Here is a 21,843-nt window from a genome sequence, read left to right as displayed (position 1 = left end):
GCCGTGCGCCCGATCCGCGCCGCGCTCCTGGCCCTCTGCCTCTCCGCCGCTCCGGGCGGCTCCCTCGCCGAGCCTGCCGCCGTCGGGCAAGCCGGCCGGGCGGACGCGTTCCCCGGCTTCGTCGCGGCTCTCCGCACGGATGCGCTCGCGAAGGGCATCGCGCCGGCGACCTTCGATGCGGCGTTCCGCGGCGTCGTGCCCGACCCCGCGCTGCTCGCCCGCATCAAGGGGCAGAGCGAGTTCGGGCGGCCGGTGTGGGACTATCTCGTCGGGGCGGTCTCGCCGGCGCGGATCGCCCGCGGCCGGGCCCGTGGAGCGGCGCTCGGGCCGACCCTCCCGGCGATCGAGGCGCGCTACGGCGTTCCGGCCTCGGTGCTCCTCGCGATCTGGGGCATCGAGTCGGATTTCGGCGCGAGCGGCGGTTCGGTGCCGACGATCCGCGCGCTGGCGACGCTCGCCGCCGCCCGGCACCGCGGCACGCTGTTTCGCGACGAGTTGCTCGCCGCCCTCGCGATCCAGCAGCGCGGCGACGTCGCGCCGGACCGGATGCTGGGCAGCTGGGCCGGCGCGATGGGACAGGTGCAGTTCCTGCCCTCGACGTTCCTGGCGCACGCGGTCGACTTCGACGGGGACGGCCGCAGCGACATCTGGGCGAGCGACGCCGATTCCCTCGCCTCGATCGCCGCCTACCTCAAGGACCTCGGCTGGAATCCCGCGATCGCGTGGGGCTACGCCGTCCGCCTGCCCGAGGGCTTCGACCTGACGCGCTACGCCGCTGACCTGCCTGAATTCTCGCGCCGCGGCGTCAGCCGGATCGATGGTGGCCCGTTGCCGGACAAGGGCGGAGCGTCCGTGTTCCTGCCCGGCGGCGCCGGCGGGCCGGCCTTCCTGATCACCGACAACTTCGAGGTGATCCGCGGCTACAACACCTCGGATTCCTACGCGCTGGCGGTCGGCCATCTCGCCGACCGCCTGGCCGGCGGGCCGCCCCTCGTCGCACCCTGGCCGAGCGCGGCGTCCCGCCTCGACAAGGCCGGCCTTCAGGCCTTGCAGACGGGCCTCGCCGCGCAGGGCCTCTATGCCGGCGAGGCCGACGGCCGCGCCGGGCCGAAGCTGCGCGAGGCGATCCGGCGCTACCAGATCCGCGAAGGCCTGACCGCCGACGGCTACGCCACGCCCGCCCTGCGCGACCGTCTCGCGGGCCGGATCGACGCCAGGCCGCGCTGAGGCCGACCCGTCGAGGCACGGACCTCGCGCCGCACGGCGGCGGCGTTCCGCCGGGCCTCAGGGATTCCGGTCTATGCGATCCGGCATGACAGCCGTACTAAACGTCCGTAGCGCCGTCCTGGACACAGGAGGAGGCTCCGATGATCGGGCGTTTTATGAGGGGCGCCCGCGTGTTGCATCGTCGACCGCGCTTCGCGCGAGCCGGCATCCACCTCGCCTGAAGGCGCTCTCAAGACACGTCCGATCCGAGCGGGCATGACGTCGAACCGTCCGGCGATGCCGGCCGCCAAGGGCGCGGCATCATCGATCGCCGGCCCCGACGGCGCGTCGGCTCGAGATCCACACGATCAGGCGCCACGCCGATCCCTGGTCAAGATCACCCCCGTCATGCCGTCGAGGGTCCCGATGAAATCGATGCCGGCGCCTTCCAGGGCTCGACGCATCGCCAAGCGGGTTCGCGGCTGCACCGTCCCGACCTCCTCCTCCAGGCGCCGGATGCTCGAGACCGAGACGCCGGCGGCCCGAGCCAGATCCACGACGGACCAGCGCAGCATCGCGCGGGCTCCGCGCACGAGCGTCCCGGTGATCTCAGGCGACGAGAATCGACCGCTGGGCGGCATCTTCTGCATGATCCCGATCCACTCGCGCACCGAACCATCGGCATCGTGGAGGGGTATGGTGTGGTTGCTGTACCAATGGACCGTGCCGTCCGCGCAGAGAACGCGGTGATCCGCCTCGTAAGGCGTGCCGTGCTCCATCGCCGTTCGCCATGCCGTCTCGATCCGTGCCCGATCCTCCGGGTGGATCGCGGCGAGCCAACCGTCGCCCTGCATCTCCGGGCCCGTCTGCCCGGTCAGGACCTGCCATGTCGGGCTTGGCCGCGCCTTCCCGTCCGGAGCCGTCGTCCAGACCACGGCCGCGATGGCATGAACGAGGCCGCGATAGCGTGCGGTGCTCTGCTCGGCGAGCAGACGCGCCTCGTGCGGGCCGGTCACGTCGAAGGCGATGCCCTCGGCACGCATCGGCCGATGGGCGTCGTCGAGAACGATCTGGGCCTTGACCGAAACCCAGCGCACGGTGTGGTCGGGACGCACAAGCCGGACCGTGCGGTCGATCGCCCGGCCGCTGTAGAGCATGTCGAACAGCTCGCCGAGGGCTTCGCGATCGTCCGGGTGGAGAAGTCGGTCGAGCAGGCCGAGGAGGCTCTCGTCCGAAGGCAGGCCGGTGATGTGGGCGAGACCCAGCGAGCCGCTCATTTCGCCGGTCCGCAGGTTGAGGGACCAGACGCCGACCTGGCCGGTCGCCTCGAGAAGGTTGAGCAACTGGTAGGAGGATGCATGGCGTCGGGCGGGCATCGCCCGACTTGGCCAGACGCTCCGTCGGAACGCAACGTCGAGCCGGGGCGAAAGAGTGCAGATCGCTCTTTTATTCATCGCTCGAAGTCGAACCGAGCGGTTTGCGCTCTCGGACGGTGTCGTTCGCAAGCCGGAAACGCGCATTGTGAGACGTGTGGTCAATCATGCATCCATGAAACTCTCCTATCTTCCGAGACGTCCGTGATGGTCGTCGCGATGTCGCGTCGTAGGTCTGTCGTCCGGATTGTTGATGTTCTCAAGAATTCGGGGGATTTGTCATCATGCGTTGGACGATCGGAAAGAAACTTGGTGCTTCGGGCGTGATCGGAGTCCTGCTCGCCACGGCCCTCGTCATGAACCAGTGGATCAGCGCCCAGTATATCATCGACGCCAACGCCGCGGCCGGACGCGAGCAGATCATCCTTGCAGGCATCCAGCAGACCCGCCTCTCGCACGCAGAGCTTCAAGCGGCGGTCGGCGACATCCGCACCGCGGAAACCGCCGAGCAGGTCGCCCGCGTCGCCGAGCGCATCCGCGCCGGCAAGGCTACCGGCGCAGCGGCGCTCGACGAGCCGATCCGGATCGCGCTGATCCCGGGCGTTCTTCAGGACCTTCGGACGAATCTCGTCACCTATGCCGACCTCGCGGCATCGCTGGCCGACGTCATCCGCTTCGAGAATGGCGCGCGGTCCGTCGACGGGAACAGGCTGTCGCGGATCGTCGCCGAGCAGCAGCGCGTGAACACGCTGTTGAACGAGGCGGGAACGGAATCGGTCGCCAATGCCCAGCGCTTCGCGGACGAGGCGCGGCGGAACACGGTCGCGACCGCCGAGTCCGCCAACCGGATCGGGCTCGCCATCGGCGGCACCGTCATCCTCGTCCTGATCGGCTCGGCCGTGTTCTCGGCCCTCATGATCGGCCGCCCGATCCGCCAGCTCGCCGCCTGCGTGAGCGCCATCGCGCGGGGCGACACGGCGACCGAGGTGCCCGCGACCCGGCGCGGCGACGAGCTGGGGGCGATGGCCGTCTCGGTGCAGGTGTTCAAGGAGAACTTGATCCGCACGGAGGCCTTGGAGGAGGAGATGTCCCAGGGGCGGCTGGCGGCGGAGCGGCAGCGCCAAGCCGGGATGCGGCAGATGGCCGACGCCTTTGAAGCGGCCGTCGGCGGCATCGTCGGGCAGGTCTCGTCGGCGGCCACCGAGTTGCAGGCGACGGCCCAGCAGATCACCGCGACCGCCGGCGACACGGCAGCGCAGTCGGGCACCGTGGCAGCGGCGGCCACGCAGGCGGCGGACAACGTGAGCACGGTAGTCATCGCTGCCGAGCAACTCGGATCCTCGGTGCAGGAGATCGGACGGCAGATGTCCAGCTCGTCCGAGCTGGCGCGAGCCGCCGTGGTGGACGCCGATCAGACGGCGCGGCTTGTGCAGGAGCTCAGCCACGCCGCCGGGCAGATCGGGGCCATGGTCGGGATGATCTCCAACATCGCCTCGCAGACCAACCTGCTCGCTCTGAACGCCACGATCGAGGCCGCGCGTGCCGGTGAGGCTGGCCGCGGCTTCGCGGTCGTCGCGACGGAGGTGAAGGAGTTGGCCGGCCAGACGGCCAAGGCCACCGAGGAGATCAGCCAGCGCATCGGGCACGTGCAACACGTGACCGATCAGGCCGTGAGCGCGATCGGCGGCATCACGACCCGGATCCGCGAGATCAACGCGGTGGCCGCGACGATCGCGGCGGCCGTCGAGGAGCAGGGAGCGGCGACCCAGGAGATCGTGCGCAACGTTGCGCAGGCCTCGGCCGGTGCGAGCGAGGTCACGGCCCACATCGCGGGCGTGGCGCGCGCGTCGGAGGACACGGGCGCTGCCGCGACCCAGGTCCTGGCGTCGAGTTCCGAGCTGTCGCGCCAATCCGAACGCCTCGGCGCAGAGGTCGCGCACTTCCTGGCCACCGTCCGCGCCGCCTGAAACCCCGTCGACGCGTTCGTCGGCCCGTTTCCCTCATCCTCGCGGTGCCGCTTCGGCGGCTGCGAAGGATGAGGGGGACGAACGATCGTCGGAAGACCGACGCTTTCAGGGTCGAATGGCCGCCCGTCATCCGTCGCAGGACCGCCGTCGCGCCATGCCTGGCACTGGAGACCGCCGGCGCTCGGGAGGTTTTGCGGGAGGCTCTAAGCTCGACTTTGGCCATTTGCGGCGCGTGGAGTGGGCGGAGGTGACGAAGCGGGCGTGAGGGATAGGCTGGTGGCGTCCCCGCCAAGAGACACCGCCATGCTGCCCCTGCCCACCCGCTTTGCCGGGATCATCCTGGCGTTCGCGCCGCTGTTCGTCCACCGCTCCTGGCGCCATGCTCAGCTGTTGCTGATCGGCGCGATCCTGACGCCGGGGCGGCGCACGGTGACGAGCGTCCTGCGCATCATCGGCCGCGCGCAGGAGCGGCGGTTCGTGAACGTCCACCGTATCCTCAACCGAGCGGCGTGGTGCCCGCGCTCCGGCAGCCGTATCCTGCTCGGGCTCCTCGTCGATGCGTTCGCGCAACGCGGCCCCGTGGTCCTGGGACTGGACGATACGATCGAGCGCCGCCGCGGCAAGCGGATCGCGGCCAAGGGCATCTACCGTGATCCAGTTCGCTCCTCCGACAGCCATTTCGTCAAGGCGAGCGGGCTGCGCTGGATGAGCCTCATGGTGCTCGCCCCGATCCCCTGGGCGGGGCGCGTCTGGGCGCTGCCGTTCCTAACCGCGTTGGTGCCGTCAGAGCGCGCCTGTCGCGAACGGGGCCGTCGGCACAAGCCTCTGCTCGACGTCGGACGCCAACTCGCTCTCCAGGCTCGCCGCTGGCTGCGCGCACGCGACCTCGTTGTGGTGGGCGACAGCGGCTTCTCGGCCTTGCTGTTCCTCGACGCGATGCGCCGCGCTCGCATCACGGCGATCACCCGCCTGCGGCTGGATGCTGCTCTCTACGAGCCGGCCCCACCTCGGCCGCCCGGCACGATTGGACGCCCGCGGACCAAAGGCGCGCGGCTGCCGACGCTCGCCGCGATCCTCGCGGCCAAGGACACGCGCTGGCACGCGGTCGTGGTGCCCGGCTGGTACGGGGCGGGCGAGCGCACCCTTGAGATCGCCTCCGGGACCGCCGTGTGGCGGCACGGCGGTCTGCCGGTCGTGCCGATCCGATGGGTGCTGGTGCGCGATCCCGAGAGCCGCTTTGCACCGCAGGCCCTGCTCTGCACCGAACCGGTGCGCGAGCCCGCGCAGATCGTGGGGTGGTTCGTGCGGCGCTGGACCGTTGAGGTCACCTTCCAGGAAGCGCGCGCCCATCTCGGTGTCGAGACGCAGCGGCAGTGGTCGGACAAGGCCATCGCCCGCACCACGCCCTGCCTGCTCGCCCTGTTCTCGATCGTCACGCTGCTGGCTGCACGGCTCCCAGTCCGCCAACGGCAACGGATCGCGGCCGCCGCGTGGTACCCCAAACCGCGCCCGACCTTCGCCGATGCTCTGGCCGCCGTGCGCTATGCGATCTGGCGCGAGCGGACTTTGGCAACATCACCGCGCCGACGCGCCCGAACAAAACCCGGCTTCCGTTTGCCAGCGCCCTGGGCCTATGCCCTCTGCCACGCCGCATGAGTGGCCAAAGTCGAGCTTAGACGCGGCGCGGCCGCTCCGCTATGGTCGCCTGCGGGTCGAGACCCGCGGCACCGGAGGGCGCATGAGACGCGACGCGACAAACCGAGCCGACGCGGCAGCCGCCAAGGCGCGCCGCCTCGTTCTGGCGCTCGGGGCCGGCCTCGCGCTTCCGCTCGTCCTCCTGCCGCCGTCGCCGGCCGAGGCGCAGTGGGGCGACAGCTACGACCAGCCGCGCCGACGCGGCCGCGACGCCTATTACCGCGAGGACGACGGCTATGCCCGCGCGCCGCGCCGCGCCGCGCTGGAGCCCGAGCAGCGCCAATTCTACTGGCCGTGGGAAGACCGGCCGAGCCCGCCGGAGCCGCGGCAGGCGGCCCCGACCTATCGCCCGCCTCGCGTGCGGCCGCCCGCCAGCGCGGAGACCGGCCGCCAGCTTCGGCGTCCGCAGACCCGGCCGGCGCCCACGGTCGCGGCGCCGGCGCCGGCCGTGAAGAAGACCGAGGCGAAGGTCCAGATCGCGGTGTTCGGCGATTCGCTGGCCGACCATCTCAGCCGCGGGCTGGACGACGTGTTCGAGGACACCGCCGACGTCGCGGTGATCGACCGCGCCAAGGCCGACAGCGGCCTCGTGCGCAGGGACGTCGTCGATTGGCCGAAGGCCGCCGAGGACTACCTGAAGGCGAACCCTAAGGTCGGCTATGCCGTGGTCATGCTCGGCGCCAACGATCGCCAGCCGATGCGCGACGGGGACCAGACCCTCGATCCGCTCTCTGACCGCTGGCGCGAGGTCTACCGCACCCGCGTGGACGCACTGGTGAAGGTCTTCACCGACCGGAAGATTCCGCTCGTCTGGGTCGGCGCCCCGCCGATGCGCAGCGAGAGCCTGACGCGCGACCTCGGCAGCCTCAACGAGATCGTCCGGGATGCCGTGACCAAGGCGGGGGGCACCTACGTCGATGTCGGGCCGGGCTTCTCCGACGACCGCAACCACTACACCGCCACGGGACCGGACCTCGACGGGCAGAGCGCCAAGCTCCGCACCGCCGACGGCGTGCACTTCACCCATGCCGGCGCCCGCAAGCTCGCGCATTTCGCCGACGTGGAGCTGAAGCGCCTGATGGGTGCGACGGCGCCCACCGCGCCCGAGCAGCCGGCCGCCGCCGTCTCGGCCCTGCCCGCGACGCCGCTCGACGGGGCACCGGCGACGACCCTCGACGACGTCACCGCGATCGACAGGCAGATCACGGCGATGCTGCCGAGCCTGCCCGAGCCGCCCGGCGTCCCGGCCCTCCCCGTCAAGCCGGCGGCGGGGCCGGTCGTCCCGCTCGGCCGGATCGAGCTGTCGCCCGGCGGCGTCCTGGTCAGCGGTCGACCGCGCGACGGCGACGCCACCGGCACGGTTGAGCGCGCGCTCCAGCGCGGGGCGGCACCGCTGCCGCAGCCCGGCCGCGCCGACGATTTCCGCTGGCCGCCGGGCTGAACGCCCGGCGAAAACCTCAGCGCGGGAGGATCGAGGCACCCATCAGCGTCTCGTCGATCGAGCGGGCGGCCTGACGGCCCTCGCGGATCGCCCAGACGACGAGGGACTGGCCGCGCCGCATGTCGCCGGCCGCCCAGATCTTCGGGTCGGAGGTGCGGTAATCCTCCTCGTTGGCGGTGACGTTGCCGCGCTTGTCAACCGTGATGCCGGACTGCTCGAGCAGACCCTTCTGGATCGAGCCGGCGAAGCCGATCGCCATGAAGACCAGGTCGGCCGGCAGCACGAACTCGCTGCCCTCGATCGGCTGGCGCTTGGCGTCGACGCGCGCGCAGACGACGCCGGTGAGCCGGCCCTTCTTGTTGCCTTCGAGCCGGAGCGTCGCCGCCTGGAACTCGCGCTCGGCGCCCTCGGCCTGGCTCGACGAGGTCCGCATCTTGGTCGGCCAGTACGGCCAGACCGAGAGCTTGTCCTCGCGCTCGGGGGGCCGCGGCCGGATGTCGAGCTGCGTCACCGACAGGGCGCCCTGCCGGAAGGCGGTTCCTACGCAATCGGACGCGGTGTCGCCGCCGCCGATCACCACCACGTTCTTGCCCGATGCCAGGATCGGCGCCTCGCCGTTGCCGCGCATCGGCTCGGCGCCGACGCGGCGGTTCGACTGGATCAGGTAGGGCATCGCGTAGTGCACGCCCTCCATCTCCTGCCCCGGCAGCTGCGGGTTGCGCGGGTCCTCGGCGCCGCCGGAGAACAGCACCGCGTCGAACTCCGCGGTCAGCTCCTCGACCGGCTTCGTCACGCCGACGTTCTGGTTGTAGTGGAAGACCACGCCCTCGGCTTCCATCTGCTTCACGCGTCGGTCGATGTGGCGCTTCTCCATCTTGAAGTCGGGAATGCCGTAGCGGAGCAGGCCGCCGGCCTTCGGCTCGCGCTCGTAGACGTGCACCGCGTGCCCGACCCGGGCGAGCTGCTGCGCCGCCGCGAGGCCGGCCGGGCCCGACCCGATCACCGCGACCTTCTTGCCGGTGCGGATCGACGACGGCTCGGGCTTGACCCAGCCCATGTTCCAGGCGCGGTCGGCGATGGCCTGCTCGATCGTCTTGATCGCGACCGGCTGGTTCTCGAGGTTCAGCGTGCAGGCTTCCTCGCACGGCGCCGGGCAGATGCGGCCGGTGAATTCCGGGAAGTTGTTGGTGGAGTGCAGGTTGCGGGCGGCTTCTTCCCAATCCGACTGGAACACGAGGTCGTTCCAGTCCGGGATCTGGTTGTGCACCGGGCAGCCGGTCGGCCCGTGGCAGAACGGAATGCCGCAATCCATGCAGCGGGCGGCCTGCTTCTTCAGGTCGTGCTCGTCGAGCGGCAGGGTGAACTCGCGGAAGTGCCGCACGCGGTCGGCCGCTAGCTGGTACTTCTGGTCCTGCCGGTCGAATTCGAGGAAGCCGGTGATCTTGCCCATCGGGATGCTCAGCGTCGGTAGCGAAAAATCGGTGGTGCCGCGATCGGGTCAGCGACCGGCGGCGGTGGCGATAGCGTCGGGTTCGATCCGGAACGCGACCTTGCATCGGTCGAGCCAATCCCGAATCGCGGGCCTCGCGGCCAGATCGAATCCACCCTCGTCGGCCCACTGGGTGTAGGCGAACAGGGCGACGTCGGCGATGGTCGCGTCGTCGCCCACGAACCAGCCCGTTCCGGCGAGATGCCGCTCCATCAGGTCGAGCGCCGCCTCGCCGCGCGCGACCCTGGCGGGATCGCGGGCCTCGCGCGGCACGCCGCGGAACTTCATCTCCGCCCGGCAGACCGCGACCGCCGGCTCGTGGCTGTACTGCTCCCAGAACAGCCACTGGTCGACCGTCGCCGCCGCGAAGGCATCGTCCGGCAGCAACGCGCTGCCGCGGGCGAGGTAGCGGATGATCGCGTTTGACTGCGCGAGCCGACGCCCGTCCGCGAACGCCACGCCCGGGATCTGGCCTGCCGGAAACAGGCCGAGGTAGGCGGGCGTCCGGCTCTCGCCCTTCAGCGCGTCGACCGGCACCCATTCGTAGGCGAGGCCGAGCCGATCGGCGACGATCTTGATCTTCAGGCAATTGCCCGAGGTGAGATCGCCGTAGATCCGCATGGCGGCAGGTGGGATCGTCGCAAGCGTCGCCGTCATGTCGTCCCCCCTCGCAATGTCCGCCATCGCTCGCGTGTTTCGTCCGGGCCGTCCGTCGGCCGGCTCAGAGCCGGTCGGAATGCTCGCGCAACCATTCCTTGAGCGCGGTCTCGATCCGTATCTGCCAGCCTGGCCCTCCGGCTCTGAACCGCTCGACGAGATCGGTGGGAAGCACCAACCGTTCAGTCTCGCCGGGACGGTGCCCGCGCTCGATAAGGCGGCCGCCGACGAAACGATCGGCCTTCTCGAACCAAGCCTCGTCCAGTTCCGGCGCGTCGTCCGGGTCCCAGCCGATCTCGTCGGGGTTCAGCGGTCGGTCAGCCGCGTTCGCGATAGCGCGCTTGCTCTCGGTCATTGGCCTTCCTCATGCTGATGATCCGGCGAGTATGATCCCGTTCGGTCCAAACGACGACCACCATCCGTCCGTCGAGCATTCCCACCGTGATCGATCGCGCTTCGCGGTAGTCCATTCGCTCGTCCCGGAAGGTCGTCACCGCGGCGGCGAAGACTTCAGGGGTGCGTGCGAAATCGAGGCCCCTCTTGCGCAACGTCACCAGACGCTTCGCGGGATCGAACGTGATCTCCATCGACCGGCTTGAGGCCGGCGCGCGCCTACTCGGCCGCCACCGGCATCCGTGCCATCTCCATCTCGCGCAACGCCCGGCGGTACTCCACCGGCATCACCTTGACGAACTTGGTGCGGTAGCCCGCCCAGTCGTCGAGGATCGCCTTGGCACGCGGGCTGCCCGTGTATTTCAGGTGATTGGTGATGAGCTGCGACAGGCGCTCCTCGTCGTGGCCGGACATGTCGGCGAGGATGTCGACGCGGCCCTTGGTCTCCAGGTCGCCGTCCTGGTGGAAGCGGCGCATCAGGTCGTCCTCCTCCTCGACCGGCTCGAGATCGACCATCGAGAGGTTGCAGCGCGCCGAGAACGAGCCGTCCTCGTCGAGCACGTAGGCGATGCCGCCGGACATGCCGGCGGCGAAGTTCCGCCCGGTCTCGCCGATCGACACGACCACGCCGCCGGTCATGTACTCGCAGCCATGGTCGCCCATGCCCTCGACGACGGTGATCGCACCGGAGTTGCGCACGGCGAAGCGCTCGCCGGCCGAGCCGCGGACGTAGCACTCGCCGGCGATGGCGCCGTAGAGCACGGTGTTGCCGACCATGATGGTCCTGTCGGCGGGCGCCTTCAGCGCGTCGCTCGGCCGGATGATCAGCTTGCCGCCCGACAGGCCCTTGCCGACGTAGTCGTTGCCGTGGCCGGTGAGCTCGATCGTCACGCCGGCCGCGACCCAGGCGCCGAAGCTCTGGCCGGCCGTGCCGGAGAGCTTCACCACGATGGTGTCGTCGGGCAGGCCCTCGTGACCGTGCGCCTTGGCGACGGCGCCCGAGAGCATCGCGCCCGCGGTGCGGTCGGAATTGCGGATCACGTCGTGGAGCACCACCGGCTCGCCGGTGTCGATCGCGTTCTGCGCGCCGGCGATCAGGCGCCGGTCGAGGACGTGGTCGATCGGGTGCTTCTGCGTCTCGACCCAGCGGATGGCGACCTCCGGCCCGACGTCGGGACGGTGGAACAGCTTCGAGAAGTCGAGCCCGCGCGCCTTCCAGTGCTGGATCGCCTCGACCTTGTCGAGGAAGTCGGAACGCCCGACGAGGTCCTCGAGCTTGGTGAAGCCCATCGTCGCGATCAGCTCGCGCAGCTCCTCGGCGACGTAGAAGAAGTAGTTCACCACGTGCTCGGGGGTGCCCTTGAAGCGCTTGCGCAGCACCGGGTCCTGGGTCGCGACGCCGACCGGGCAGGTGTTGAGGTGGCACTTGCGCATCATGATGCAGCCGGCCGCGATCAGCGGCGCGGTCGAGAAGCCGAACTGGTCGGCGCCGAGCAGGGCCGCGATCAGCACGTCGCGGCCGGTGCGGATGCCGCCGTCGGCCTGCAGCGCGACGCGGCCGCGCAGGTGGTTCATCACCAGCGTCTGCTGCGTCTCGGCGAGGCCGGTCTCCCACGGGCCGCCGGCATGCTTGAGCGAGGTCAGCGGCGCCGCGCCGGTGCCGCCGTCGAAGCCCGAGATGGTGATGTGGTCGGCCCGCGCCTTGGCGACGCCGGTCGCGACCGTGCCGACACCGACCTCGGAGACGAGCTTGACCGAGACGTCGGCCGCCGGGTTCACGTTCTTCAGGTCGAAGATCAGCTGCGCCAGATCCTCGATCGAGTAGATGTCGTGGTGCGGCGGCGGCGAGATCAGGCCGACGCCGGGCGTGGCATAGCGGACCTTGGCGATCTTGGCGTCGACCTTGTGGCCGGGCAGCTGTCCGCCCTCGCCGGGCTTGGCGCCCTGCGCGACCTTGATCTGCATCATGTCGGCGTTGACGAGGTACTCGGTCGTGACGCCGAAGCGGCCGGACGCGACCTGCTTGATCGACGAGCGGCGCGAGCGACCGTCCGGCAGCGGCTTGAAGCGCTCGACCTCCTCGCCGCCCTCGCCCGAGTTCGAGCGACCGCCGAAGGAGTTCAGGGCGATCGCCAGGGTCTCGTGCGCCTCCTTCGAGATCGAGCCGTAGGACATCGCGCCGGTGGCGAAGCGCTTGACGATGTCGGCGGCCGGCTCGACGCTCTCCACGGGCACCGGCTCGCGCCCGATCTCGCCGGCGAGCTTGATCCGGAACAGGCCGCGCAGGGTCTTGAGCTGCTGCTCCTGGTCGTTCACCAGCTTGGCGTATTCGCGGTAGCGCTCGGGCACGCCGAGGCGCACCGCATGCTGCAGCGTCGCAACGGTGTCCGGGGTCCAGGTATGGGCCTCGCCGCGGAGCCGGTAGGCGTACTCGCCGCCGACATCGAGGGCGTTGCGATAGATCGGCGCGTCGCCGAACGCGTCGGCGTGGCGGCGCACGGTCTCCTCGGCGATCTCGGCCATGCCGACGCCCTCGACCATCGTCGCGGTGCCGAAGAAGTCGCGCGCGACGAAGGCCGAGTTCAGCCCGATCGCGTCGAAGATCTGCGCGCCGCAATAGGACTGGTAGGTCGAGATGCCCATCTTCGACATGACCTTCAGCAGGCCCTTATCGATCGACTTGATGTAGCGGTAGATGATCTCCTCGTCGACGAGGTCCGGCGGGAACTCGTGCTTCATCGCCACCAGCGTCTCGAAGGCGAGATACGGGTTGATCGCCTCGGCGCCGTAGCCGGCCAGGCACGCGAAGTGATGGATCTCGCGCGGCTCGCCCGATTCGACCACGAGCCCGACCGAGGTGCGCAGCCCCTTGCGGATCAGGTAGTTGTGCACGGCCGCCGTGGCCAGCAGCGCCGGGATCGGGATGCGGTCGGGGCCGACCGCGCGGTCGGACAGGACGATGATGTTGTAGCCGCCGCGCACCGCGACTTCCGCGCGGTCGCAGAGCCGGTCGAGCGCGCCGTTCATCGCCGCCGCGCCGGTCTCGGCCGGGTAGGTGATGTCCAGCGTCTTGGTGTCGAAGCGGTCCTCGAAATGGCCGATCGAGCGGATCTTCTCGAGATCCGTGTTGGTCAGGATCGGCTGGCGGACTTCCAGGCGCTTGCGGCGCGAGGCACCTTCCATGTCGAGCAGGTTCGGGCGCGGGCCGATGAACGAGACGAGGCTCATCACGGCCTCCTCGCGGATCGGGTCGATCGGCGGGTTGGTGACCTGCGCGAAGTTCTGCTTGAAGTAGGTGTAGAGTGACTTCGACTTGTCGGACAGAGCGGAGAGCGGCGTGTCGGTGCCCATCGAGCCGACCGCCTCCTGGCCGGTCACGGCCATCGGCGCCATAAGCAGCTTGAGGTCTTCCTGGCTGTAGCCGAAGGCCTGCTGCCGATCGAGCAGCGACACGTCGGTGCGGCTCTCGCGGGCGGTGACCGGCTTGAGGTCCTCGAGCACGATCTGGGTGTTCTTCACCCACTCCGCGTAGGGGTGCGCGGCGGCGAGCTCGCCCTTGATCTCCTCGTCGTCGACGATGCGGCCCTTCTCGAGGTCGATCAGCAGCATCCGGCCCGGCTGCAGGCGCCAGGACTGGACGATCTTCTCGTCCGGGATCGGCAGAACGCCCATCTCCGAGGCGAGCACGACGAGGCCGTCGTCGGTGACGACGTAGCGGGCGGGGCGGAGGCCGTTGCGGTCGAGGGTCGCGCCGATCTGCCGGCCGTCGGTGAAGGCGACGGCGGCGGGCCCGTCCCACGGCTCCATCAGCGCGGCATGGTACTCGTAGAACGAGCGCCGATCTTCGCCCATCAACGGGTTGCCGGCCCAGGCCTCGGGGATGAGCATCATCATCGCGTGGGCCAGCGGGTAGCCGCCCATCACGAGGAACTCGAGCGCGTTGTCGAAGCACGCGGTGTCGGACTGGCCCTCGTAGGAGATCGGCCAGATCTTCGAGATGTCGTTGCCGAACAGCTCCGAATCGACGCTCGCCTGGCGGGCCGACATCCAGTTCACGTTGCCGCGCAGCGTGTTGATCTCGCCGTTATGCGCCACCATCCGGTAGGGGTGCGACAGGCGCCAGGTCGGGAAGGTGTTGGTGGCGAAGCGCTGGTGCACCAGCGCGATTGCCGAGACGAAGCGCTGATCCTTCAGGTCGAGGAAGTAGTTCCCGAGCTGGTTCACCAGGACCATGCCCTTGTAGACGATGGTCCGGCTCGACACGGAGACGGGGTAGAACTCCATCACCCGCGGGTCCTTCAGGCCGTAGACGCGGCCGGAGATCACCTTGCGGGCGACGTAGATGCGCCGCTCGAACGCGTCGCCGTCGGTCGCCGAGGCCGGGCGCCCGATGAAGAGCTGGCGGTGATGCGGCTCGGTCGCCTTCACGGCGATGCCGAGGTCCTCGGGGTCGACCGGCACGTCGCGCCAGCCGAGCAGGGGCAGCCCTTCCGACGCGAGCGCTTCCTCGACGATGGCCTCGATGATCGCGCGCGGCTCGTCGGCCTTCGGCATGAACAGCTGCGCGATGGCGTAGTCGCCGGCCGGGGGCAGCTCGAAGCCGAGGCGCGAGCATTCCTCGGCGAAGAAGGCGTGCGGGATCTGCGTGAGGATGCCGCAGCCGTCGCCCATCTTCGGGTCGGCTCCGACCGCGCCGCGATGGTCGAGGTTCTCCAGGATCTTCAGGCCCTGTTCGACGATGGCGTGGGTGCGCCGGTCGTGCATGTCGGCGACGAAGCCGACGCCGCAGCCGTCCCGCTCGTTGCGGGGATCGTAGGCGCCCTGCGCCACCGGCATCGCCGGATCGCGCACCACCAGCGGCGCGACGCCGTCGCGGGCCGCCGGCGCCGTGTCGGCGTTGAGGTTCCCGCTTACGGCCATGTCCGCATTCCCGAAAGCCGCCATGCCCACCATCCCCGAAAGATCGACCAGACCCGTTCGAACGCCCATGCCCGACAGGCGAGCATGTTTCATGCCCGGCGCTCAAGCGAGGCCGGGCCAGTCATCTTGTCTCGTCGGGTCTCGGGAGGGTCCTCGGTGGAGGAAGCGCCCGCTACCCGCGGGCTCGCACCGGCCCGATGTCAGCCGGCGTGGGCCCGGATCGCCTCTGCGACGACCGGCTCGCGATCTCGTTTCGACGTCACGATGGTCACGTCCCGAAACCCTCTGCCCAGGCCTGAACGGCCCCACCGCGCGGCATCGTTCGCACGCGCGCACCGGAAATGGGACAGTCATACTGTCCTAACACTGCAAACTGGCAGATTTCAAAAATTCCAGCAAGGGCCCCGCGGGACCAAAAGCGGCGTTTCGATGCCGCATCCCATGCCGCATCCCATGACGGATCCCATGTCCGGTCCCACGTCCGCCCCCACGCCGGATCGGCAGGCGACCCAATTCCCCGTCGTGCGAGGGGCGATGCGAACGGGTGGATCGGCGTCGAGATCGGCCCTTCGCTGCCCGCTTTCTCCCGCAATTGCGCCCAAATCCTCCGCTCAAAGGCGAGCGCCGAGCACAAGCGGCATGCGGGGCAACGACCCTGCCGGAATGGCCGAAGGACACGCGGGACGCGGTCCTTCGGCGCGGGGCCCGGGCCGGATCGTCGGCAGGTCCCGATCGGGACTCCCCGGCGCGGGGCGAGCGCCTGCGGAGAATCGGGCGATCTTGAGAATGCGACCGGGAGGTCAGCCGTGAACCGATCCTATCGTCGTCTCCGTGCGGGCCTCGCCGCCTGCGCCCTGCTGATCGGTGCCGCCGACGCGGCGCGGGCGCAATACGCGTACGACGAGGCGATCATGCCGCCGCGCGCCGTCGCATGGCGCCTGAGCGAGCGCGGCTTCAGCGGCATGAGCCGCCCGCGCTTCGACGGACGCGCCTACATCGTCGAGGCCTTCAACCCGATGGGTGCCCGCGTGCGCCTGTTCGTCGATGCCCGGGACGGCGCGATCCTCGGCCGCCAGCGCCTCGACGACGGCCCGAACGCCCTTGCCCGCCCGGCGCCCGGCTACGGCTGGACCGAAGAGGACGAGATGCCGCGCCAGCCGATGCGGCAGGCCGAGCGCCTGCTCCCGCCGGCCGACATCCCGTTGCCCGAGGCGCGCGGAATGCCCCTGCGCCGTGCGCCGGCCGAGGCCGATTATACCCGACCCGACGGATCGAACGGCATGCCGGGGCGCACGCTCGCGGACCCGAACCCGCAGGGCATCAACCCCGATCGGCGCGGCCCCGCCGAATCGCCGCGCAAGCTCGCCCGAGTCGCCAACCCGCCCCGGTTGTCCGAGACCAAAGCGCTCGACGAGAAGGCGCGCGATGGCAAGGCGATCGAAGGAAAAGCGCAGGCGCGCACCGTTCCCGAGGCGCCCAAGCTCCGCCCGGTGGACGCCGCCAAGCCCGAGGCGAAGCCGGAGGCTCCCGTCGCCGCCGTGGATCAGCCGAAGGCCGCGCCGGTTCCCGGCGTCACGCCGACTCCGGCAGCGGTCCAGCCGCCCGCCGACAGGACCTTGGCCAAGTCAGTCCTATCGAAGCCGGGCGAATCGAAGCCGGCGGACGTGAAGACCTCGGAGGTCAAACCCGCCGACCAGAGCTGGAAGAATCCGCCCGAGGCCAAGCGCAACGTCCGCGTCATCGGTGGCGCGACCCTCGTGCCGGGCGCGCCGGACAAGGACGCGCCGACACCCTGATCGGCCGCTACCCTGCGCGGCCGACCACGCGCTCTTCCCCGCAGAACAGCGTGAACGAATCGGCCCGGGCGATGGCGCAGAGCGTCATGTCGTGCAGGCGCGCCCGCTCGATCGCGAGCGAGGTCGGGGCCGAGATCGCGACCAGGACCGACGCGCCGAAATGCGCAGCCTTCTCGACCATCTCGAACGAGCACCGGCTGGTGATCACCAGGAAGCCCGCGGCCGGGTCGGTTCCCGTCCGGATCAGCGCCCCGATCAGCTTGTCCAGCGCGTTGTGCCGGCCGACATCCTCGCGGACCGCCACGAGGCTCCCGTCGAGGCGCGCCCAGGCGGCGGCGTGCACGGCCCGCGTCTCGCGCCCGAGCACCTGGGAATCGCCGAGATCCAACAAGGCCCGCGCGATCGCCTCCGTCCCGACGCGCACGCGGCCCGACGCGGCCCGGGTCTCGGCCCGCGGCAGGGCGGCGAGATCCTCGATCCCGCAGACGCCGCAGCCGGTGCGCCCGCTGATCGCGCGCTTGCGGGCGAGATGCTCGCGCAGGCGCCCGGGCGCCAAATCCACCAGCAGGCGCAGCCCGCCGTCGCCCGGCTCGACCGCGGCGCCGCGAATCTCGTCGGCCGCCGCGACGATGCCTTCGGTCAGGCTGAAGCCGTAGGCGAAATCCTCCAGGTCGGCCGGCGTCGCCATCATCACCGCATAGGGCACGCTGCCGTAGACGAGGTTCACCGGCATCTCGACGGCGAGCGCGCGGTGATCGTCGCGCGGCTCCGGCGCGGCGTAGGCGACGACGCGGGTCGCCACCTGCAAGGCCGTCTCCTGCAAGGCCGTCTCACGCAGGCCCGTCTCCGAAGTGGCCTGAACCGGCCGCCGTCCGTCCGTCATGGGCTGTTCCCGCCGCTCGACCCGAGCACGCCCTATAGCAGGCCGCGGGCCGAGCCGCCCCTGCGGCGATCGCCCGGGTGACGGAGCGGAGCGTCCGGAAAGCGTGCGATGCGACGCTTGTGCGGTTGCGCCTTTCACGACCTTGTGGTCTGACACCGCGATCGGATACCCGGGCCTCGCGCCTTCGGGGCGTCCATTCCGTCGAGCGACACCGCAAACCTCGTTCAAGCAAGATGCGGGCGGTCGACGGAGCGTAACGTGACCAAGGGGAGCCACGAGAGGCACATGCGGACGGCGCAGACGAAACACCGCTCCATGAGGGGGCTCGCCGCGTTCGGCGCGCTGCTCCTGACGTCGTCGCAGGCCCTGGCCGCCGGCATCGGCCAGCCCGAGCCCTGGCAGATGGACCGCCAGGTCCCCGTGACCGAGAACGCCCGCGACATCCTCCAGTTCGAGTCGTGGGTGCACTGGCTGTCGCTGGCCATCTGCGTGTTCGTGCTCGGCCTGATCCTGTGGTGCATCTACCGCTTCAGCGAGAAGCGGAACCCGACGCCCTCGAAAACCACCCACAACACCCTGATCGAGGTGGCCTGGACCATCGTCCCGGTGCTCATCCTCGTCGCCGTCGCGATCCCGTCGTTCCGCCTGCTGCGCGTGCAGCTGTCGGATCCGAAGTCCGACGTGATGATCAAGGTCACCGGCCACGCCTGGTACTGGTCCTACGAGTACCCCGCCGACCAGGGCGGCGGCTTCTCGTTCGACGCCAACATCGACGAGGACAAGCAGCCGCGGCTGCTGCAGACCGACAACGAGATGGTCGTTCCGGTGAACAAGATCGTCAAGATCCAGGTCACCGCCGCCGACGTCATGCATTCCTGGGCGATGCCGTCCTTCGGCTTCAAGATCGACGCCGTTCCCGGCCGCCTCAACCAGTTCTGGTTCAAGGCCGACCGCGAGGGCACCTATCACGGCCAGTGCTCCGAGCTCTGCGGCCAGCGCCACGCCTACATGCCGATCGTCGTCCGCGTCGTGAACGACGAGGCCTACGCAGCCTGGCTCGGCGAGGCCAAGACCAAGTACGCCCGCATCGACGACGGGTCCAAGCTCGCCGACGCCCGGTAGCGGGCGCGCCTCGGGCCGGCGCCGCGACGGCGCCGGCCCGACCCACCGAGATCTCGAGAGACACGCACAAGGCTCAGCTCAGATGGCAACCGCCGCAGCGCATGCAGGGGCCCACGAGGCCCACGACCACAAACCCTCGTTCTTCGCCCGCTGGTTCCTGTCGACGAACCACAAGGACATCGGCACGCTCTACCTGCTGTTCGCGTTCTGCGCGGGCATGATCGGTGCGTTCCTGTCCTTCGGCATCCGGATGGAGATGGAGGCGCCCGGCCTCCAGTACTTCTCCAATCCGCAGACCTACAACGTCTTCGTCACCGGCCACGGCCTCATCATGGTATTCTTCATGGTGATGCCCGCGCTGATCGGCGGGTTCGGCAATTGGTTCGTGCCGCTGATGATCGGCGCGCCGGACATGGCCTTCCCGCGCATGAACAACATCTCGTTCTGGCTGACGGTGGCGGGCTTCTGCAGCCTGATCTGCTCGCTGTTCGTCGAGGGCGCGCCCGGCGCGTCCGGCGCCGGCACCGGCTGGACCGTCTACCCGCCGCTCTCCACCGCCGGCCATCCCGGCCCGGCCGTCGACTTCGCGATCTTCGCGCTGCACCTCTCCGGCGCCGGCTCGATCCTCGGGGCGATCAACTTCATCACGACCATCCTCAACATGCGCGCCCCCGGCATGACGCTGCACAAGATGCCGCTCTTCGCCTGGGCCGAGCTCGTCACCGCCTTCCTGCTGCTGCTGTCGCTCCCGGTCCTCGCCGGCGCGATCACCATGCTGCTCACCGACCGCAACTTCGGCACGACCTTCTTCGACCCGGCCGGCGGCGGCGACCCGATCCTGTACCAGCACCTGTTCTGGTTCTTCGGTCACCCCGAAGTGTACATCATGATCCTGCCGGCCTTCGGCATCGTCTCGCACATCATCGCCACGTTCTCGCGCAAGCCGGTCTTCGGCTACCTCGCGATGGCCTACGCGATGGTCGCGATCGGCGTCGTCGGCTTCGTCGTGTGGGCGCACCACATGTACACCGTCGGCCTGTCACTTCAGACGCAATCCTACTTCGTGTTCGCCACCATGGTGATCGCGGTGCCGACCGGCGTGAAGATCTTCTCCTGGATCGCGACGATGTGGGGCGGCTCGATCCGCTTCACCGCGGCGATGCACTGGGCGGTGGGCTTCATCTTCCTGTTCACGGTCGGCGGCGTCACCGGCGTCGTGCTCGCGAACTCGGCGGTCGATAAGTACCTGCACGACACCTACTACGTCGTCGCGCACTTCCACTACGTGCTTTCGCTCGGCGCCGTGTTCATCATCTTCGCCGGCATCTACTACTGGTTCCCGAAGATGACCGGCCACATCATCCCCGAATGGGCCGGCAAGCTGCACTTCTGGCTGGCCTTCATCGGCGCGAACATCCTGTTCTTCCCGATGCACTTCCTCGGGCTCGCCGGCATGCCGCGTCGCTACGCCGACTACCCGGAGGCGTTCGCGGGCTGGCACAAGGTCTCGACCTACGGCGGCCACATCTTCGGCCTCGGCATGATGGTGTTCGTGATCGGCGTCATCCTCGCCTTCCGCTCGAAGGAGCGGGCCGCGGACAACCCCTGGGGTCCCGGCGCGACCACCCTGGAGTGGACGCTGTCGTCGCCGCCGCCCTTCCACCAGTTCGAGACGCTGCCCCGCATCGTCGACGAGCCGGGTCACCACTAACCACTTCGCGGGGGCCGCATCGCGCGGCCCCCGCCCTTCCCCGGATCCTTCCCGCGAAGGGTCCCGGCAAGGGCGGTGCGACGGTCCGGTCTGAGCGGCGCTCGGCAGGATCCCCCCTTTTTCCGGGCGTGCGACGCCCGGACGTTTGGAACTGTTCCGGTTCGCGACTTCCCGTGCCGGATCGAGCGCTCCCGCCGCGCGGGCCCGAGCGCGAAAAGCAGAATGGTTGCGGTGTCCATGACCACCCTGTCGAACAGCCTGCCCGCCGGCGCGACGCCGGTCTCGGTCGTCGGCGGAGACGTGCCCGACTACTTCGCCCTGCTGAAACCGCGGGTGATGGTGCTGGTGATCTTCACCGCCCTCGTCGGCATGGTGGTGTCGCACGGCCACGTGCCGCCGGCCGTCGCGGTGATCTCGCTGCTGATGATCGCCATCGGCGCCGGCGCCTCGGGCTGCCTCAACATGTGGTGGGACGCCGACATCGACGCGATCATGACGCGCACCGCCAAGCGCCCGATCCCCGACGGCCGCATCCAGCCGAACGAAGCCCTAGCCTTCGGCCTCGTGCTCTCGGTCGGCTCGGTGATGGTGCTCGGGCTCGCCGCGAACTGGCTCTCGGCCGGGCTGCTCGCCTTCACCATCGTGTTCTACGCGGTGATCTACTCGATGTGGCTCAAGCGGGCGACCGCTCAGAACATCGTCATCGGCGGCGCCGCCGGTGCCCTCCCCCCGGTGATCGGGCAGGCGGTGGTGACCGGTTCGGTCGGCGTCGAATCGCTGGTTCTGTTCGCGATCATCTTCATCTGGACGCCGCCGCACTTCTGGGCGCTGGCCCTGGTGAAGGCCGGCGAGTACGCCAAGGCCGGAATCCCGATGATGCCGAACACCGCCGGCCCGACCTCGACCCGCCGCCAGATCATCTACTACACGCTGCTGCTCGCGCCGCTCGGCCTCTTGCCGGTCTGGCTCGGCTTCGCCGGCCTGCTCTACGCGGTGGTCGGCGTGCTGGGCGGCCTCGGCATGCTGGCCTTCAGCGTGCAGGTCTATCGCAACCGCGAGGGCGAGGCCGAGAAGAAGGCCGCCATGGGGATGTTCGGCTTCTCGATCCTCTACCTCTTCGTTCTGTTCTCGGCGCTGCTCGCCGAGCAGAGCCTCGGCCTGTTCCGCCCGGTCTTCGCCTGATGGAATAC

General features: G+C 69.8%; 15 protein-coding genes. 8 read left to right on the top strand and 7 right to left on the bottom strand.

Annotated elements, in window-relative coordinates:
• Positions 1 to 3: 3 nt before the first annotated feature.
• Positions 4 to 1,227, top strand: coding sequence for a lytic murein transglycosylase (locus ACFZ8E_RS06620; RefSeq protein ID WP_405042379.1), 1,224 nt, complete (start codon positions 4 to 6; stop codon positions 1,225 to 1,227).
• A gap of 347 nt (positions 1,228 to 1,574) precedes the next feature.
• Here ACFZ8E_RS06620 and ACFZ8E_RS06615 read toward each other — a convergent pair whose 3' ends face one another.
• On the bottom strand, positions 1,575 to 2,582 hold the full coding sequence (locus ACFZ8E_RS06615; RefSeq protein ID WP_405042378.1) for a PAS domain-containing protein: 1,008 nt from the start codon (positions 2,580 to 2,582) through the stop codon (positions 1,575 to 1,577).
• Positions 2,583 to 2,863: 281 nt separating this feature from the next.
• Here ACFZ8E_RS06615 and ACFZ8E_RS06610 point away from each other — a divergent pair, with 281 nt between their 5' ends.
• From ACFZ8E_RS06610 to ACFZ8E_RS06600, 3 genes are all read left to right on the top strand, one after another.
• Positions 2,864 to 4,546, top strand: a complete 1,683-nt coding sequence (locus ACFZ8E_RS06610; protein WP_405042377.1) for a methyl-accepting chemotaxis protein — start codon at positions 2,864 to 2,866, stop codon at positions 4,544 to 4,546.
• A gap of 303 nt (positions 4,547 to 4,849) precedes the next feature.
• Positions 4,850 to 6,202 carry a transposase gene (locus tag ACFZ8E_RS06605; RefSeq protein ID WP_405041836.1) on the top strand — a complete coding sequence of 451 codons (1,353 nt, stop codon included), beginning with the start codon at positions 4,850 to 4,852 and terminating at the stop codon, positions 6,200 to 6,202.
• A gap of 82 nt (positions 6,203 to 6,284) precedes the next feature.
• Complete coding sequence (locus tag ACFZ8E_RS06600; RefSeq protein ID WP_405042376.1) at positions 6,285 to 7,682, top strand: DUF459 domain-containing protein; 1,398 nt, start codon at positions 6,285 to 6,287, stop codon at positions 7,680 to 7,682.
• A gap of 16 nt (positions 7,683 to 7,698) precedes the next feature.
• Here the strand turns inward: ACFZ8E_RS06600 and ACFZ8E_RS06595 are convergent, their stop codons facing one another.
• From ACFZ8E_RS06595 to gltB, 5 genes are all read right to left on the bottom strand, one after another.
• The gene (locus ACFZ8E_RS06595) at positions 7,699 to 9,132 is read right to left on the bottom strand and encodes a glutamate synthase subunit beta (RefSeq protein WP_147725179.1); all 1,434 of its coding nucleotides are present in this window, start codon (positions 9,130 to 9,132) and stop codon (positions 7,699 to 7,701) included.
• A 48-nt stretch (positions 9,133 to 9,180) separates the two neighbouring features.
• A complete protein-coding gene (locus ACFZ8E_RS06590; protein WP_405044333.1) occupies positions 9,181 to 9,792 on the bottom strand; it encodes a glutathione S-transferase family protein in 612 nt (203 codons plus the stop codon).
• 100 nt (positions 9,793 to 9,892) lie between these two features.
• A complete protein-coding gene (locus ACFZ8E_RS06585) occupies positions 9,893 to 10,183 on the bottom strand; it encodes a BrnA antitoxin family protein (RefSeq protein ID WP_147725183.1) in 291 nt (96 codons plus the stop codon).
• Complete coding sequence (locus tag ACFZ8E_RS06580) at positions 10,146 to 10,415, bottom strand: BrnT family toxin (protein ID WP_243945773.1); 270 nt, start codon at positions 10,413 to 10,415, stop codon at positions 10,146 to 10,148. Before ACFZ8E_RS06580 ends, ACFZ8E_RS06585 begins: the two co-directional genes overlap by 38 nt.
• Positions 10,416 to 10,440: 25 nt before the next feature.
• Positions 10,441 to 15,141: a glutamate synthase large subunit gene (gene gltB, locus ACFZ8E_RS06575; RefSeq protein ID WP_405042375.1), complete on the bottom strand. Its 4,701-nt coding sequence runs from the start codon at positions 15,139 to 15,141 to the stop codon at positions 10,441 to 10,443.
• Positions 15,142 to 15,947: 806 nt separating this feature from the next.
• On the opposite strand from gltB, the gene ACFZ8E_RS06570 reads away from it, so the two are divergent.
• Positions 15,948 to 16,937 carry a hypothetical protein gene (locus tag ACFZ8E_RS06570; RefSeq protein ID WP_405042374.1) on the top strand — a complete coding sequence of 330 codons (990 nt, stop codon included), beginning with the start codon at positions 15,948 to 15,950 and terminating at the stop codon, positions 16,935 to 16,937.
• Positions 16,938 to 16,944: 7 nt separating this feature from the next.
• On the opposite strand, the gene fdhD is transcribed toward ACFZ8E_RS06570, so the two are convergent.
• Positions 16,945 to 17,820 carry a formate dehydrogenase accessory sulfurtransferase FdhD gene (fdhD, locus tag ACFZ8E_RS06565; protein WP_243945780.1) on the bottom strand — a complete coding sequence of 292 codons (876 nt, stop codon included), beginning with the start codon at positions 17,818 to 17,820 and terminating at the stop codon, positions 16,945 to 16,947.
• Between the two features lie 285 nt (positions 17,821 to 18,105).
• On the opposite strand from fdhD, the gene coxB reads away from it, so the two are divergent.
• The 3 genes from coxB to ACFZ8E_RS06550 all read left to right on the top strand — a co-directional run bounded on the left by coxB (position 18,106) and on the right by ACFZ8E_RS06550 (position 21,835).
• The gene (coxB, locus tag ACFZ8E_RS06560; protein WP_147725192.1) at positions 18,106 to 18,942 is read left to right on the top strand and encodes a cytochrome c oxidase subunit II; all 837 of its coding nucleotides are present in this window, start codon (positions 18,106 to 18,108) and stop codon (positions 18,940 to 18,942) included.
• A gap of 82 nt (positions 18,943 to 19,024) precedes the next feature.
• Complete coding sequence (gene ctaD / locus ACFZ8E_RS06555; RefSeq protein ID WP_147725193.1) at positions 19,025 to 20,653, top strand: cytochrome c oxidase subunit I; 1,629 nt, start codon at positions 19,025 to 19,027, stop codon at positions 20,651 to 20,653.
• A 237-nt stretch (positions 20,654 to 20,890) separates the two neighbouring features.
• Complete coding sequence (locus ACFZ8E_RS06550; protein WP_147725226.1) at positions 20,891 to 21,835, top strand: heme o synthase; 945 nt, start codon at positions 20,891 to 20,893, stop codon at positions 21,833 to 21,835.
• The last annotated feature ends 8 nt before the right edge of the window (positions 21,836 to 21,843 follow it).

This window comes from Methylobacterium sp. HMF5984, assembly GCF_045033435.1.
Lineage (GTDB): Bacteria > Pseudomonadota > Alphaproteobacteria > Rhizobiales > Beijerinckiaceae > Methylobacterium.
The sequence above is the reverse complement of the archived record's forward strand: the minus strand, read 5'-3'. Positions and strand labels throughout refer to the sequence as shown.